General features: G+C 34.6%; 15 protein-coding genes and 1 pseudogene. 14 read left to right on the forward strand and 2 right to left on the reverse strand.

Annotated features, from left to right (window positions below):
- The first annotated feature begins 91 nt into the window (after window positions 1-91).
- Window positions 92-2,557, forward strand: coding sequence for a toxin-antitoxin system YwqK family antitoxin (locus B0A67_RS08365; protein ID WP_123887366.1), 2,466 nt, complete (start codon window positions 92-94; stop codon window positions 2,555-2,557).
- A 291-nt stretch (window positions 2,558-2,848) separates the two neighbouring features.
- Here B0A67_RS08365 and B0A67_RS08370 read toward each other — a convergent pair whose 3' ends face one another.
- Both B0A67_RS08370 and B0A67_RS08375 read right to left on the reverse strand, forming a co-directional pair.
- Window positions 2,849-4,006: an iron-containing alcohol dehydrogenase gene (locus B0A67_RS08370; RefSeq protein WP_072957904.1), complete on the reverse strand. Its 1,158-nt coding sequence runs from the start codon at window positions 4,004-4,006 to the stop codon at window positions 2,849-2,851.
- 161 nt (window positions 4,007-4,167) lie between these two features.
- The gene (locus tag B0A67_RS08375) at window positions 4,168-4,932 is read right to left on the reverse strand and encodes a type 1 glutamine amidotransferase domain-containing protein (protein ID WP_072956923.1); all 765 of its coding nucleotides are present in this window, start codon (window positions 4,930-4,932) and stop codon (window positions 4,168-4,170) included.
- Between the two features lie 85 nt (window positions 4,933-5,017).
- Between B0A67_RS08375 and B0A67_RS08380 the strand changes: the two genes are divergently transcribed.
- From B0A67_RS08380 to B0A67_RS08440, 13 genes and pseudogenes are all read left to right on the forward strand, one after another.
- Window positions 5,018-5,923 (forward strand): LysR family transcriptional regulator, encoded by a 906-nt coding sequence (locus B0A67_RS08380; RefSeq protein WP_072957901.1) that lies wholly within the window; start codon window positions 5,018-5,020, stop codon window positions 5,921-5,923.
- A 95-nt stretch (window positions 5,924-6,018) separates the two neighbouring features.
- Window positions 6,019-6,711: an NUDIX hydrolase gene (locus B0A67_RS08385; protein WP_072956919.1), complete on the forward strand. Its 693-nt coding sequence runs from the start codon at window positions 6,019-6,021 to the stop codon at window positions 6,709-6,711.
- A 74-nt stretch (window positions 6,712-6,785) separates the two neighbouring features.
- Window positions 6,786-7,619 carry a ribose-phosphate diphosphokinase gene (prs, locus tag B0A67_RS08390; RefSeq protein WP_072956917.1) on the forward strand — a complete coding sequence of 278 codons (834 nt, stop codon included), beginning with the start codon at window positions 6,786-6,788 and terminating at the stop codon, window positions 7,617-7,619.
- Window positions 7,620-7,797: 178 nt separating this feature from the next.
- Window positions 7,798-8,133, forward strand: coding sequence for a hypothetical protein (locus B0A67_RS08395; RefSeq protein ID WP_031455095.1), 336 nt, complete (start codon window positions 7,798-7,800; stop codon window positions 8,131-8,133).
- A 2-nt stretch (window positions 8,134-8,135) separates the two neighbouring features.
- The gene (locus B0A67_RS08400; protein ID WP_072956914.1) at window positions 8,136-8,996 is read left to right on the forward strand and encodes a hypothetical protein; all 861 of its coding nucleotides are present in this window, start codon (window positions 8,136-8,138) and stop codon (window positions 8,994-8,996) included.
- A 142-nt stretch (window positions 8,997-9,138) separates the two neighbouring features.
- Window positions 9,139-10,221, forward strand: a complete 1,083-nt coding sequence (locus B0A67_RS08405; RefSeq protein WP_072956911.1) for an adenylosuccinate synthetase — start codon at window positions 9,139-9,141, stop codon at window positions 10,219-10,221.
- A gap of 9 nt (window positions 10,222-10,230) precedes the next feature.
- Entirely contained in the window at window positions 10,231-10,758 is a 528-nt protein-coding gene (locus tag B0A67_RS08410; protein ID WP_072956908.1) for an NADAR family protein, read from the forward strand.
- Window positions 10,759-10,766: 8 nt separating this feature from the next.
- On the forward strand, window positions 10,767-11,285 hold the full coding sequence (locus tag B0A67_RS08415) for an O-acetyl-ADP-ribose deacetylase (protein WP_072956904.1): 519 nt from the start codon (window positions 10,767-10,769) through the stop codon (window positions 11,283-11,285).
- A gap of 114 nt (window positions 11,286-11,399) precedes the next feature.
- Window positions 11,400-11,579: a hypothetical protein gene (locus B0A67_RS08420; RefSeq protein WP_072956900.1), complete on the forward strand. Its 180-nt coding sequence runs from the start codon at window positions 11,400-11,402 to the stop codon at window positions 11,577-11,579.
- Window positions 11,576-12,125 (forward strand): annotated as a pseudogene (locus B0A67_RS08425) (RNA 2'-phosphotransferase). The gene B0A67_RS08420 and the pseudogene B0A67_RS08425 overlap by 4 nt, the downstream one beginning before the upstream one ends.
- Window positions 12,122-12,853, forward strand: coding sequence for a metallophosphoesterase family protein (locus B0A67_RS08430; protein ID WP_072956897.1), 732 nt, complete (start codon window positions 12,122-12,124; stop codon window positions 12,851-12,853). Before B0A67_RS08425 ends, B0A67_RS08430 begins: the two are co-directional and overlap by 4 nt.
- 10 nt (window positions 12,854-12,863) lie before the next feature.
- Window positions 12,864-13,157 carry a hypothetical protein gene (locus B0A67_RS08435; RefSeq protein ID WP_123887368.1) on the forward strand — a complete coding sequence of 98 codons (294 nt, stop codon included), beginning with the start codon at window positions 12,864-12,866 and terminating at the stop codon, window positions 13,155-13,157.
- A gap of 130 nt (window positions 13,158-13,287) precedes the next feature.
- Entirely contained in the window at window positions 13,288-14,757 is a 1,470-nt protein-coding gene (locus tag B0A67_RS08440) for a nicotinate phosphoribosyltransferase (protein WP_072956891.1), read from the forward strand.
- Window positions 14,758-14,784 lie beyond the last annotated feature (27 nt).

A 14,784-nucleotide genomic window follows, 5' to 3' on the forward strand; every position in this document is an offset into this window, starting at 1 on the left:
AAACTAATTTTTAAGAAATGAAGACGATCTTTTGCATAAAAAAGGAGAAATGAATTAAAAATTATTAGTTTTGGTGAAATTTCTTTCAAATATGACTAGTAAAATTTTCAGCCTTATTTTAGTATTCACTACCGGACTTTCCTTCTCGCAAAACGCAGAACCAACTTATTTTGACAAAAAGTGGAAAGAGACTTCTAAAGAAAATGCTTCTTTTTATAGAATCAAACCCTCGAAGAAAGTGGGCAATCTGGTTTTAATCGAAGATTTTTACATCAATAAAACGCCTCAGTTTCAGGGTTATTCTTTGCAAAAGGATGAAAATAGTTATGTTGGAGATATCGTTTGGTACGATGAAAATGGTTTTGATTTATCTGCTTATCAGTTTTATAATAATTCGTCTGCTGCTATTTTAACGTATTATTATCCAAATGGAAAAAAACTTAAAACGATTCAGTATAAAAAGGGTAAAAAAGACGGAGAGCACATCGTCTATCATCAGGACGGTACCATTTTAATAAAAGGAAAATACAGTCAGGGAAAACCTGTTGAAGGAGATTTTCAAGAAGTGAGAAACTGGCAAGATTACAGAAGCAATGATTCAGAAAGAGAAGCAAATGAGGAAAAAGAAAGTTTAGTCGGGACGACACCCGTAATGGTTGAGGATTACCAGTCCGGAACTGCAAAAAGGGAGATAAAAAAACTGATTAAGAGCAAGATATTCTGGATCAACTCTAAACAATTGGCGCAGGAAACCTGGTACGATATTGAATATGACCGCATGAATCGTTTTAAACAGATAAATTATGATGTAGCGGGAAAAGTGCTGCAAACAATCGGGCAAACTGATTTTGAGCAATATAGTCGAAACATTTCAAATGGTATTGTATATGAATATTATGTTCAGAATCAATTTGCAGTTGCCATCAAATCGAAAACAACTTATAAAGACGGGCAGAAATCAGGAGAAGAAATTAAATATTATCCCAATGGTAAAATTCAGAAATTCACTAAATATCTCAATGGTAAAATAGTGGGCGATGAGATTGTTTATGATAAAAATGGTACAGTAATGAAAAAACGAACCTATAAAGACGGAGAACCATTTGAAGGGAATTTTAATGAAAATTTTTCCGGAAGTCTGATCATTAATTCGAATTATATAAAAGGCTTAAAAGAGGGAGAAGCAATCGTAAAAACCGATGAAGACAGTATTGTTGCCAAAGGGATCTATAAAAATAACAAGCCCTTTAATGGAACATTTGTTGTAAAAACGGGTGAAGATACTCATGAGTTAATTCAGGTTACCGACTTTAAGAAAAATGGCCTGCAAAAAGTTTTTAATTATCATATCGATAATATTCTTAAAACCTACACTTGTGTAAATGATGTAGTAAATGGAGAAACTGTTTTTTATGACAACGGAGTAATTACCGGAAAAATTGAATATAAAAACGATTTGCCTTATGAGGGGAAATTAGTAGAAGCTCAAAAAGCGATTATCTATAAAAAAGGTGCAATTGCCGAGGAAATTTTTTATAGAAATAAATATGAACGAACAGATGAAAATAACATTCTAAAGTCTAAAAGTTTTACCAGCGGAAAACTGGCCAAAATAATCGATCGCTCTTTTACGATTGCAGATAAAGTTCAGGATTCTTATGAGGGAATTTATAAAAACGAACAGCCATACTCAGGATATTTTTCTGCAGAACTGCGTGAGTTTAACTATGTCAATTATTATGAAGAGGGTATAAAAAAATATCAATATTCTAATAATTATCTGGAAAACCTGGAGAAATACCAGCATCCGTATTATGATATCAGATCGACTTATAAAGACGGAAAAATAATTGACGGTGTAGAATACATAAAATTAGACCGCCAGTTTATTTCTAAATATTGGAAAACGGGAGTTTTACAAAGTTTTGATGTAGATCTTTTTGCCATGCATTATTTTAATCGTTTTCATTTTGAATTGAAAAATAAAAGTATTGAAATAACAGAATTTAATAAGAAGCAAAAAGGCAAAATTACAAGAGAAAAAACCGGTAATAAATATACGAGTCAATTACTTATTGATGGTAAGGTAGTAATGTCAAGTGCATCAATCGAGTTGAATAATGAAACGCCGGAACAAACGGGAAGTATTATGTATTATGAATCGAACCAGATAATCAAAGCTAAAATCTTAGAGGTTAAAGAAACTGATGATGAAGGCCGACGTGAATCAGACATGTTTTATGAAATATTTACGTCAACAGTTAATAGTGCTAAAACCATAGAAGAAAACTTCAATTCGATAGCAGAGGATTTTTCGACAAGCAAAAATATAGAAGCGATGTTTGGTAAAGGCGATAATGCCGATGTGCTAACAGGATTGAGATTTAATGAATCAAAAAAGCCGGAAATTGGAATTTTGTTATTAAAAAACAGCAATGCGTCCTATAATCTAAAATCATTTTTCAACGGAAAAGTGGTGGAGGAAAAGAAGAATATTGACATAAAAAATATCAGGCAAGAGGTTAAAACAATGAATGCTCTTCTTGAAAAAAGATGAATGAAGACTTTAAATAAGCGCTTTCCTGAAAGCTGTTGTCTGAATCTCAAAAAAAATAAAAAATTATTTTTAATTATACACAATAAAAACAAAACCGCTACGTTGTAACTACTTGTAAATTAGAATTTAATGAGTTTAGCAAAAATTGAGTTAGTTAGTTTTGTTTTAGTATTGTAAAAAGGCGTTCCTGAAAAATTCAAGAACGCCTTTTTTTTTAATTCCAAAAAATTAATTCCAAATCCCAATAATTATATCTGAATTTGGAATTTAAAAAATTTTAGAATTATATTTTTAGTAGCTCATCTCAACAATTGATTTTACCTTTTCTAAAGTAATCAGTTGTTTTTCGCCTAGACCTTTCCAGCCTCTTTCATCAAAACGGTTTACAATAAAATCAGCTGTTTTGCTGTAATCGTCTACATATTGCGAAAGTTTAGTATCCATGCCCATAGTATGGAAAAACTCCACTGTTTTGTTGATGGCGCCTTTTGCTACTTCTTCATCAGAACCCGTTAAGTTGAAAATCCTTCTTCCGTATTGTGCCAGTTTCTCTTTTTTAGTATCGAACATTACGTTATACAAACTTGGGCCTATTATGGCTAAAGTTCTCGCATGGTCGATTCCGTATAAAGCAGTTAACTCATGGCCAATCATGTGAGTTGCCCAGTCAGAAGGAACACCTTTTTGAATCAGTCCGTTTAATGCCATCGTGCAGCTCCACATAAAGTTAGAAGCCAAAGCATAATCTGTTGGATTTTCTACGACTTTAGGACCAACTTCAATCAAAGTCTGCAAAATTCCCTCAGCAATTCGGTCTTGCAGATACCCTTCGTGCGGATACGTTAAGTATTGCTCCATTACGTGGGTGTATGCATCAACAACACCATTTTGCAATTGTCTTTTTGGTAAAGAAGCAATTACAGTGGGGTCACAAATAGAGAATTTAGGGAACATTGCGCTTCCGCCAAAAGCCAGTTTTTCCTGAGTCGATTGAATCGTAACCACGGCTCCTGAGTTCATTTCACTTCCGGTTGCAGGTAAAGTCAAAACAGTTCCAAAAGGCATTGCATTTTCTTTTATCAACAAACGTTTTTGCAAAATGTCAATTGGGTTTCCGTCAAAATTAACCGCTGCCGAAATAAATTTCACACCGTCAATAACAGATCCGCCGCCAACAGCCAGAATAAAATCAATTTTTTCTGTTTTGATCACTTCAACCGCTTTCATCAAAGTTTCAAAATGTGGGTTTGGTTCAATTCCGCCAAATTCTACAATATCAAAACCTTTCAGGTTATTGATTACCTGTTCGTGAATTCCGTTTTTAAAGATACTTCCACCACCGTAAGCCAATAAGATTTTAGCGTCTTTAGGTACCAGAGTCGAAAGTTTTTCTATTTGTCCTTTTCCGAAGATTAAATTCGTCGGATTGTATAATTCAAAGTTTAACATATTTTTTTGTTTTTTTAAGGTTCTAAGTTTTTTTAGTTTTTGAGCCACTAAGGAACTAAATCGCTAAGTTTTTTTAAGGTTTTGAGATGCTAAGGCACTAAGTTTTTTTTAAAGGTATTAACCTTAGAACCTTAGCGCCTTAGTAACTTACCCTCAGAACCTTATTTACCCAATTTCTCCAATAATTTACCTGCGACCAATTTAGAGGATGCCGGGTTTTGTCCTGTAATCAAAAGGCCGTCTTCTACCGCATAAGGCGCCCAGTTTGGTCCTTTAGAGAATTGAGCACCATTTTGAGTCAAAGCATCTTCCAATAAAAACGGAACTACTTTAGTTAATTCAACCGCTTCTTCTTCTTCATTTGTAAATCCGGTTACTTTTTTGTCTTTCACTAAAAATTCACCGTTTACTTTCACGTTTTTCAAAACAGCAGGAGCATGACAAACAAAAGCTACCGGTTTTTTGTGGGTATAAAAAGATTCAATCAAAGCAATTGAGTTTTTATCCTCTACTAAATCCCAAAGTGGTCCGTGACCTCCCGGATAAAAAACAGCGTCGTAATCTTTTTGATTGATCGTCGAAAGTTTATGCGTGTGTTTTAATTTTTCCTGTAGTACTTTGTCAGCATCAAAACGTTTTGTGTCTTCGGTTGCAGATGCCGGATCAGCACTTTTTGGGTCAATTGGTGGCTGACCTCCAAGCGGAGTTGCAATCGTAATTTCGACTCCCTGATCTAGTAACTCATAATAAGGTGCAGCCAACTCTTCTGACCAAAATCCTGTTTTTTCTCCTGTATTGCCCAGTTTATCGTTACTGGTAACAACGAATAATACTTTTTTCATACTTTTTTTATTTGATTTTTGAGCCATAACTGAAATGTTCGAAGCTCCGAATGCTATAATCGCGAATAATGCTATTTTCTTCATAGTTTTAAATTTTCATCAAATTTACGGCATAAGTGATATTTGTAAAAATAAAATAAACTATGTTTGTTATAAATATATTTATATCATGGTAAATCTGGAATGGTACAGAACCTTTAAATCTGTTTACAAAAACGGCAATTTTTCGGTCGCTGCCAAAGAGTTGTTTATGAGTCAGCCAGCAGTCAGCCAGCAGATATCAATGCTGGAAGCACATGTTGGTTATAAGTTATTTAATCGAAAGTCGAAAGGTGTCGAAGCAACTGAATATGCTAAGTTACTCAATAATTTAATCATAGATGCGCTCGATCGGTTAGAAAATGTAGAAAATGGTTTTAGGGCTAAGGCGCAGGATTCTAACAGGTTAATGTCTGTTGGTGTTTCAAAAGACTTGTTTGACAGTCTGGGAAGCATTTTAATTTCTAAGTTTGACTTTATCGATTTCAGCTTTGCAGATGACGATGCTCTTTTTGCGTTAGTAGATGCTAAAAAACTGGATTTTGCAATCATGACCAAAAGATTTGATACGTTCGATACCATTCAGGAAATCGTTGGAAAAATAAAATTGGTAATGGTAGCATCTATGAATTTAGAAGCAGCAGAATTCCGTCAGAAACTAAAAGCAGATCATTTTACAGAAACAGAACAATGGCTGAACGAACAAAAATGGTACTGTCATGATGCGAGAATTTCGCATATAAAAATATTCTGGCTGCATGCTTTCAATAAAAAAAGACCTTCAATGGTGCCGAATTATATTATTCCGTCAGAATCAGAAATGCTCGAAATAATGTCAAAAAATTCCGGAGTAGCCATAACCTGGAATTGTAATGCGAGAAAATATATCAAAGAAAATAAGCTTCAATTGCTTTGGAATAGTTTTCACGTGCCGGAGGAATACGTATATTTATTGACCGCTAAAAACAATAATTTAGGTTCTTTTTTTGATACTATTACCAAAGAGTTAAAAATGTTTTTAGGGAATAGATTATAATTTTTTTAGCCACGAATTCTACGAATTAGCACTAATTTTTTGCTAATCATTTAATATTAATTCGTAAAAATTAGTGCCAAATCCTTTTTTAAGTTATGGAAAATTTACAAAATATCAGAGTTGCTGTCGATGCCATTGTTTTTGGTTATAAGAACAACAACTTGTATGTACTTCTAATCGAACAAAAGTTTGGTTCAGCAGATAAATATTGGGCTTTGCCAGGCGGATTAGTAAAAAACGATGAATCTTTGAGCAATGCTGTAATTAGGGAATTGCATGAAGAAACTAATGTTCAGTTGACTTTTATGGAGCAATTGTACACTTTTGGAGATGATATTCACAGAGATTCCAGAAACCGTGTTATATCAGTTGCCTATTACGCCTTAGTAGAAGCGTCGAATTTAGAAATCAAAGCAGATACGGATGCTGAAAGAGTACAATGGTGTAAGATAGATGAGATTCCGTCTTTGGCATTTGACCATAATTTAATTATCAAAAAAGCAATCGCAAGGTTAAAATCAAAACTGACTTACGAACCTATTGGTTTCGATTTGCTGCCTGAAGAATTTCTGTTCTCCGATTTAGAGAATCTCTATTGTACCATTTTAGAGAAGGAAATTGACCGACGCAACTTTAGAAAAAAAATCCTGAGTTATGGTTTTTTAGATCAGACAGAGCATTTTTCGCCGATAAAAAGCGGAAGGCCTGCAAAATTATTTCGCTTTAATCAATTGAAATACAATGATTTGATTGAAAAAGGCTTTCACTTCGAAATAAAGTTTGCGTAATTTTTACACAAAATAAATTGTTTATTTAAAATTTAATTCTACATTTGCGTATAATTAACGCAAACTATAAAACTATGATACTTAACCTAGACCCAAAATTCGCTCCGATCCTTAATCAGGAAGAAATTAAATTTCAAAGTTTCACATTTTCTGGCGGAGAACCACATATTAAAATTGATCCTAATTTTGATACGACTCAAAAAGTAACAATAACACACCGACTAAATTCTTTCAACGATTTGGGTTTATTGTGTATCACGGTAGATGCTTTGCGCAGAATGGATGTTAAAGTAATCGATTTGTTTATTCCTTATTTCCCGGCGGCAAGACAAGATCGTGTGATGATCAAAGGAGAATCTTTATCTGTAAAAGTGTATGCAGATATCATAAACGGACTTCAATTGAATAAAGTTTTTGTTTTTGATGCGCATTCTGAAGTTACTCCGGCATTGGTAAACAATTGCGAAGTGATTCCGAATCATACTTTTATCCAACAAGTTTTAAAAGTAATTGGCGAAAACGTAAAATTAATTTCTCCTGATGGTGGCGCTCTTAAAAAAATCTACAAAGTTTCTGAATTTTTAGGCGGAATTGATGTAGTAGAATGCAGCAAAAGCCGTGACGTAAAAACCGGAAGATTATCTGGTTTCAAAGTATATGAAGACGATTTAAACGGAATGGATTGTTTGATTGTTGATGATATTTGCGATGGCGGCGGAACTTTCGTTGGCTTAGCTGAAGAATTAAAAAACAAAAATGCCGGAAAATTATACTTGGCCGTAAGCCACGGAATTTTCAACAAAGGTTTTGAAGTTTTAAATTGTTTCGATAAAATATTTACAACGAACTCTTTTAAAGATTTTGACAACGAAAAGGTTGAGGTAGTCAAATTAGATCAATTAGTCTAAATAAGTTTCAAGTTTCAGGTTTCAAGTTGCCGAATAAACGTGAAACCTGAAACAAAGCAAACCTGAAACAAAAAACAAAAAGCTATTAACCGTTTCAAGTTTAAGATTCAAAATTTCAAGTTCAATGCGCAACTTGAAACCTGAAACAAAGAAAACCTGAAACAAAACCACAAAAACAATGAGCGATGATTTAAAACCAAGATTTATTGAGTCTTTAAAAAGAAACAATGATCAGATTAGAGAAGACAGAGCCAAAACCATTGGTGAAGATTCTGAATTAATTTACAGACGTCGAGTTGAAGATATCGAACTAAAAATAAAAAGACTCGAAAGAGAGCAGGAGGGCCTTATCGATATTAGTCCGCTTGACAAGAATAGTTTAACTTTTGCCGACTTTCAACCGGAGGCATTTGTGCAAAAAGATATGGAATTATCATTAACAATCAGAAATTTAAATATTCAGTTTGAAGTGACAAAAAAGAGATTCGAATATTTATTTGGTAAAACATTTTAGTTATGGGAGGTACAAGATATGACTTAGGCGCTCGTTTGAGCAGAGCAACAGCAGCAGGTTACGGATCTAAATCTGCAGGTGAGATTTTTACGCAAAATTCTTTACGAATGGCGCATGAATCTATGAATCCAAACGGAATTACGTTTAGAGAAGCAAGAGATTCTGAGGTGCATCCTAATACAGTTCCAATTATTTTAGGATTGGATGTTACGGGAAGTATGGGGCATATTCCGCATGAATTGATCAAAGACGGATTGCCTAAATTAATGGGCGGAATTATTCAGGGAGGAGTTCCGGATCCGGCACTTTTATTTTTAGGAATTGGAGATCACGAATGCGACAGATACCCGCTTCAGGTGGGACAATTTGAATCTGGTGATGAAGAATTAGACATGTGGCTAACCAGAACGTATATCGAAGGCGGAGGCGGAGGAAATGCAGGAGAAAGTTATTTATTAGCCTGGTATTTTGCCGCTTTTCATACCAAAACCGATGCTTTCGAAAAAAGAGGTCAGAAAGGATTGTTGTTTACGGTGGGTGACGAACCTAATTTAGAAACACTTCCGGCATCTGCCATAAAAGAAATTATGGGTCAGGGACAACAAACCTATACGCATCTTGAATTGCTAAAAGCAGCGCAAGAACGTTACGAAGTGTATCATATTAGCGTATTGCATTCTGATCAGGCGGTAAGGGCAAATGTAGCCTGGAAAGAATTACTGGGGCAAAATTGTTTGTCTATCGAAGATCACAAAGAAATCCCGAATGTCATCAAGAAAATTATTTGCGATAAACATAAAAATTCAGGATCAGGTTTAGGAACAATTCCGCTTGACGGTTTAGATAATATAGAAATGCTTTAAAAACTTTGCGGCTCTGCGTCTTTGCGAGATTATTATTTTAAGTTTTTTTAATACTAGCGTGAAATTTGCTCGCAAAGTCGCGAAGGCGCAAAGTTTTTTTTCTAAAGTTTAAGTTGAAAGAACTTAAAAAATATTTTACAAAATGAAAACAGCTCAAATAGTTATAGGTTTAGGATTTGGTGATGAAGGAAAAGGAATTACAACAGATTTTCTGGCGAAGCAAAATCCTGAAGCTATAGTTATTCGGTTTTCAGGAGGGCAACAGGCGGCGCATACTGTGATGATTGGCGATAAAAAACATGTTCATTCCAGTTTTGCCAGTGGCGCTCTTCGCGGTTTGCCTTCTTATTATAGCGAACATTGCACGATTCATCCTGTTTTTTTATTTAATGAAAGAAAAGAACTCGAAGAACAAGGTGGAAATACAGAAATTCACATTCATCCTTTAGCGAAAATAACAACTCCGTTTGATGTTTGGCAAAACCGAAACAATGTGAGAAATCTGGATCACGGAACTTGTGGCAAAGGAGTTGGAGCCACAATGAAACGTAATGAAGGCCAGTACAAATTATTCGCGATAGATTTGATTGCACCAAAGCAGATGCTTGTAGCCAAACTAGAAAAGATCGCTTATTATTACGGTTTTTTAAATGAAAGTGAAATCGATGCAGAAGTAGATCATTATCTTGAAATCATTGATCAAATAAAATGGAATATCAGCGATTACAGCTTTTTGGAAAAGTATCAGAATCTTATTTTTGAAGGAAGCCAGGGCATTTTACTCGATATGGATCACGGTGTTTTCCCGAATGTAACCTACGCCAATACAACTTCGAAAAATGCAATTGAAATCTGCCAGAAATTAAAAATAGATGATGTTGAGGTTTATTACGTGACCAGAAGTTATTCGACCCGACATGGAAGCGGCTGGATGGCAAATGAAAGAGAATTAAAATTAAAAAATAATGAAGAAGAAACCTGTGTGTATAATGAATATCAAGGCGAATTGCGAACGGGTGATTTAGATTATGATCTTTTAAATTACAGTTTAAAGTTGGATGCAGCTTATAGTTTAAATGCCAAAAGAAATCTGGTGGTAACCTGCATGGATCAGATTGAAGTGGATTATGAATTTGAAAAAATAACAACAAAATTTAAAGAAATCTACGGATCATTTTCACCCGATTCTAAAGATTTCAAACAGCTGACTTCTTTGTTTCAATAAAGACAAAAAATGAAATATACTATAGAAAATATAACTCCGGAAAATAAATTTTTATTTTTCTGGGGACACCAGCCCAATAAAGACGGAAGCATTTCTAAAACCTGTTTTAGTCAATGGTGGCTGAGTTCTTTTGAGGTAGATAAAGTGACTTATAAAACTGCCGAACACTGGATGATGGCCAGGAAAGCCGAATTGTTTAAAGATGATGCAATTTTGCAGAAAATCCTTCAGGCGAAATCTCCTGTCGAAGCCAAAAAGTTGGGCAGAGAAGTAAAAAATTATAATGAAACGCTTTGGCTGGCCGCCAGGTATGACATTGTAAAAGAAGGAAATTATCATAAATTCAGTCAAAACCCGGAGTTAAAAACCTTTTTACTTAATACAAAAGATAGGGTAATAGTAGAAGCAAGTCCCGTCGATGCAATCTGGGGAATCGGGATGGCGGGTGATCACAAAGATGTTCTCAATCCCGTAAAGTGGAAAGGCTTGAATTTGTTGGGTTTTGCTTTGATGGAAGTTAGGGATGACTTGAAATAATTTGAATTATGGAAATAGAAATCATTAAAACCGATATTACCGAAATTCAAGTGGATGCAATTGTCAATGCGGCCAATACTTCTTTGTTAGGCGGAGGAGGAGTTGATGGTGCTATTCACAGAAAAGGAGGAAAGGCTATTCTGGACGAATGTGTTCAAATTCGAAATAAGCAAGGTGGCTGTAAAGTTGGTGATGCTGTAATTACAACAGCTGGTAATTTACCTTCAAAATATGTAATTCACACAGTTGGACCGGTTTGGAATAATGGTAAAAGTCATGAAGAAGAATTATTGCAAAGCTGTTATTTACGCGTTTTGGAATTAGCGGTAGAAAATAATATTAAAACCATTGCTTTTCCTGGAATTAGTACCGGGATTTATAGATTTCCAAAGGATAAAGCAGCTGCAATTGCGATAGAATCAGTTAAAGATTTCGATAAAATTTTGGAGATAGACAAAATAATATTTGTTTGTTTTGACGAAGAAAGTTTTGAAATCTATACAAGTTTATTAGAAAAAAAACTATAAAATAGAGTTAGATCGTGATAAGCTCCAGAGGGGCGTAATATTTATAGCTAAATAGACCTGTTATGAAAAAGCTCCATCGGAGCGAGATATTGTCTTTTATCTTGAGTCGATTTTATGAAGTCTTTTGCAAAACAAGACATTCTGCTAATCGAAGATATTTCGGAATTTGTGAAAGAGCAATATCATTTTGTTCAGAGCCAACAATTAGATCAATTAATAGTTCTTACTGAAAGACCTTTTGTGTTTGAGGATGAAGAACTGAATAAAAAATTAAGAATTTCAGAGAAATCATGAATGAAAAAACAGCAAAAACAGTGAGCAAATTTCTAAGTTTAGTACTTAGGCATTCGCCGGAAAAAATAGGATTAAAATTAGACGAAAACGGTTGGGCAGATGTAGAAGAACTAATATTGAAATGTTCTCAAAAAGGAAATAAACTAGACGCTGTTCTTTTAGATTACGTAGTAGAAAAACAACGATAAAAAACGTTTTGCTTTTAATGAAGATAAAACGAAAATCAGGGCAAGTCAGGGACATTCGATTTCGGTTGAATTGAATTTAGCCGAAACAGAACCTTCAGAATATTTGTACCACGGAACCGTTGGAAAGTTTATGGACAACATTCAAAAAGAAGGTTTGAAAAAAATGAGCCGTCAGCACGTACATCTTTCAAAAGATAAAGAAACGGCCATAAAAGTAGGAAGCAGACGCGGACTTCCTCAAATTCTAACCGTAAGAAGTGGTGCCATGCATAAAGATGGATTTAAATTTTATTTGTCTGAAAATAATGTTTGGTTAACAGATGAAGTTCCGGCGAAATACATAGAGTTTAAATCATGAAACGTACATTAGTTTTTGGAGATATTCACGGCGGATTAAAAGCATTAATTCAATTATTGGAAAAAGTTGAGATTAAAGAAAATGACAAGCTTGTTTTTCTGGGAGATTATGTGGATGGCTGGAGTGAATCAGCACAAGTAATTGACTTTCTGATTGATTTATCCCAAAAACAAGAATGCATTTTTATAAGAGGCAATCATGATGTTTGGTGCCATGAATGGTTGAAGAATGATGTTGTAAACGATATTTGGTTTCTGCACGGAGGAAAATCAACCATAGAAAGTTATCAGGTAATTGATTCTTTCAAAAAAGGAAAACATCTTGACTTTTTTGCCAATATGAAAGATTATTTTGTAGATGAAGAGAATAATTTGTTTATTCACGCAGGATTTTCGTCGATGCATGGTCCGGAAAAAGAACATTATGCCAGCAATTATTCCTGGGACAGAACACTTTGGGAAATGGCCTTAACAATGGATAAGAGAATTCAAAAAGATTCTCTTTTATACCCGAAGCGATTGTTACTTTATAGTGAAATTTACATCGGCCATACGCCAACGCTTCATTATAATATTGAAATTCCAATGCAAGGCTGTAATGTCTGGAATATTGATACCGGAGCGGGTTTTTACGGAAAATTAAGTTGTATTGATGTTGCAACTAAAGTATTTTGGCAAAGCGATACTGTACAGACATTTTATCGTAACGAAAAAGGAAGAAATAAATAAGATGTCAAATATGATTGAGATAAAAAAGATCATTGAAATTCTAAAAGCGAAAATCACAATAGATACAGATTTAATGTGGACGCACTATAATTCGCCAGAAGAATTAATTGCCGAAATAAATTTAAATTCTATATTGCTTGAAGAAAAGAATAGAGAAGGATTAGATTTTTTTCAGTTATTATTTTTTCCTACCGGAACTCTTCAGGAGATTTCGATACAGAATGGATGGAGTGTGGAATATTTAAAACTGGCAGCTGAATTTGATTCGATTTATGAAAAAGTTTATCAGTTGATGAAAGCTTAAATAATTACACCAGGACGATGAAGAAAACACAAAACAGCACAAAGAAAATTAAAACTTGGCGAGTCTCTGTGATAACTTTGTGAATCTCTGTAAAACCTAAAAATTACAAGAATTTAAATAACTAAAATATATGAACCCATTATTATTAACAGACGGTTACAAAGTTGATCACAGAAGACAATATCCAGACAAAACGACATTGGTATATTCTAACTGGACGCCAAGAAAATCAAGGATCGAAGGTCTTGATGAAGTGGTGTTTTTTGGATTGCAGTATTTCATTAAAAAATATATTATTCATGATTTTGAAGAGTTTTTCTTTAAAAAATCAAAGGAAGAAGTAGTTGAAAAATACGCACGAAGAATCAATAATTATTTAGGTGAAAATCAGGTTGGTACTAAACATATCGAAGATTTACACGATTTAGGCTATATCCCGATGGTTTTTAAAGCATTGCCGGAAGGAGCAAGTGTGCCGTTGAGAGTGCCAATGTTTACAATGTACAATACGATTCCGGAGTTTTTCTGGCTGACCAATTATTTCGAAACCTTACTTTCTGCTGTAGTTTGGCTGCCTTGTAACTCTGCTACAATTGCAAAAGAATACAGAAAAGTATTAGACAAATATGCTGATGAAACATCATCTGTTCCTGAATTTGTAGATTGGCAGGCGCACGATTTCTCTATGCGTGGAATGGGCGGAATCGAAGCGGCGATCACTTCTGCAGCAGGACATTTGTTGAGCTTTACAGGTTCTGATACAATTCCGGTAATTGATTTCTTCGAAGAATATTACAATGCGAATTCTGATACGGAATTAATCGCAGGTTCAGTAGCCGCAACAGAGCATTCTGTAATGTGTATGGGAACGACCGAAGGCGAGTGCGAGACGTTTAAAAGATTAGTGACTGAAGTATATCCAAAAGGAATTGTTTCTATTGTTTCTGATACCTGGGATTTATGGAAAGTTCTAACGGATTATTTACCTCGTTTAAAAGAAGATATTGTTGCCAGAGAAGGCAAAGTAGTGATTCGTCCTGACAGTGGTGATCCGGTTGATATTATCTGCGGAAATCCAAACGGAAAAACAGAACAAGAGAAGAAAGGTGTAATTGAGCTGCTTTGGGATGTTTTTGGAGGCACAACTAATGCAAAAGGATATAAAGAGCTTATTCCTCAAATTGGGGCTATTTACGGCGATAGTATTACCGTAGAGCGATCAGTTCAGATTTGCGAAAGATTAAAAGCAAAAGGATTTGCTTCTACAAATGTGGTTTTGGGCATTGGATCATTTACGTATCAGTACAATACCAGAGATACCTTTGGTTTTGCGATGAAAGCAACCTACGGAGAAGTAGACGGAGAAGGAAGAGCAATCTTCAAAGATCCAATCACAGATGACGGAACCAAAAAATCGGCCAAAGGATTGATGAAAATTGATTTAGTTGAAGGTGTATATCATTTAACGGATAATGTTTCATGGGAAGAAGAAAAACAAGGCGAATTGAAAGAAGTTTTCAGAGACGGAAAACTTTTAATAGAGCAATCTTTAAGTGATATCAGAGCGAGAGTGAAAAGTGATATTAATGTTGAAGCGTAAAACAAAGAAGTAGCTGTCTCACAACTG

Source organism: Flavobacterium aquidurense, from assembly GCF_002217195.1.
GTDB lineage: Bacteria > Bacteroidota > Bacteroidia > Flavobacteriales > Flavobacteriaceae > Flavobacterium > Flavobacterium frigidimaris.

What these genes read in the sequence shown, in the direction of transcription:
- B0A67_RS08405 (WP_072956911.1), top strand. Translation starts at nt 9,139, where the DNA reads ATGAAAACAGCTCAAATAGTTATAGGTTTAGGATTTGGTGATGAAGGA.
- B0A67_RS08400 (WP_072956914.1), top strand. Translation starts at nt 8,136, where the DNA reads ATGGGAGGTACAAGATATGACTTAGGCGCTCGTTTGAGCAGAGCAACA.
- B0A67_RS08420 (WP_072956900.1), top strand. Translation starts at nt 11,400, where the DNA reads ATGAAGTCTTTTGCAAAACAAGACATTCTGCTAATCGAAGATATTTCG.
- B0A67_RS08410 (WP_072956908.1), top strand. Translation starts at nt 10,231, where the DNA reads ATGAAATATACTATAGAAAATATAACTCCGGAAAATAAATTTTTATTT.
- B0A67_RS08380 (WP_072957901.1), top strand. Translation starts at nt 5,018, where the DNA reads ATGGTAAATCTGGAATGGTACAGAACCTTTAAATCTGTTTACAAAAAC.
- B0A67_RS08385 (WP_072956919.1), top strand. Translation starts at nt 6,019, where the DNA reads ATGGAAAATTTACAAAATATCAGAGTTGCTGTCGATGCCATTGTTTTT.
- B0A67_RS08365 (WP_123887366.1), top strand. Translation starts at nt 92, where the DNA reads ATGACTAGTAAAATTTTCAGCCTTATTTTAGTATTCACTACCGGACTT.
- B0A67_RS08440 (WP_072956891.1), top strand. Translation starts at nt 13,288, where the DNA reads ATGAACCCATTATTATTAACAGACGGTTACAAAGTTGATCACAGAAGA.
- B0A67_RS08430 (WP_072956897.1), top strand. Translation starts at nt 12,122, where the DNA reads ATGAAACGTACATTAGTTTTTGGAGATATTCACGGCGGATTAAAAGCA.
- B0A67_RS08415 (WP_072956904.1), top strand. Translation starts at nt 10,767, where the DNA reads ATGGAAATAGAAATCATTAAAACCGATATTACCGAAATTCAAGTGGAT.
- B0A67_RS08375 (WP_072956923.1), bottom strand. Translation starts at nt 4,932, where the DNA reads ATGAAGAAAATAGCATTATTCGCGATTATAGCATTCGGAGCTTCGAAC.
- B0A67_RS08435 (WP_123887368.1), top strand. Translation starts at nt 12,864, where the DNA reads ATGATTGAGATAAAAAAGATCATTGAAATTCTAAAAGCGAAAATCACA.
- prs (WP_072956917.1), top strand. Translation starts at nt 6,786, where the DNA reads ATGATACTTAACCTAGACCCAAAATTCGCTCCGATCCTTAATCAGGAA.
- B0A67_RS08395 (WP_031455095.1), top strand. Translation starts at nt 7,798, where the DNA reads ATGAGCGATGATTTAAAACCAAGATTTATTGAGTCTTTAAAAAGAAAC.
- B0A67_RS08370 (WP_072957904.1), bottom strand. Translation starts at nt 4,006, where the DNA reads ATGTTAAACTTTGAATTATACAATCCGACGAATTTAATCTTCGGAAAA.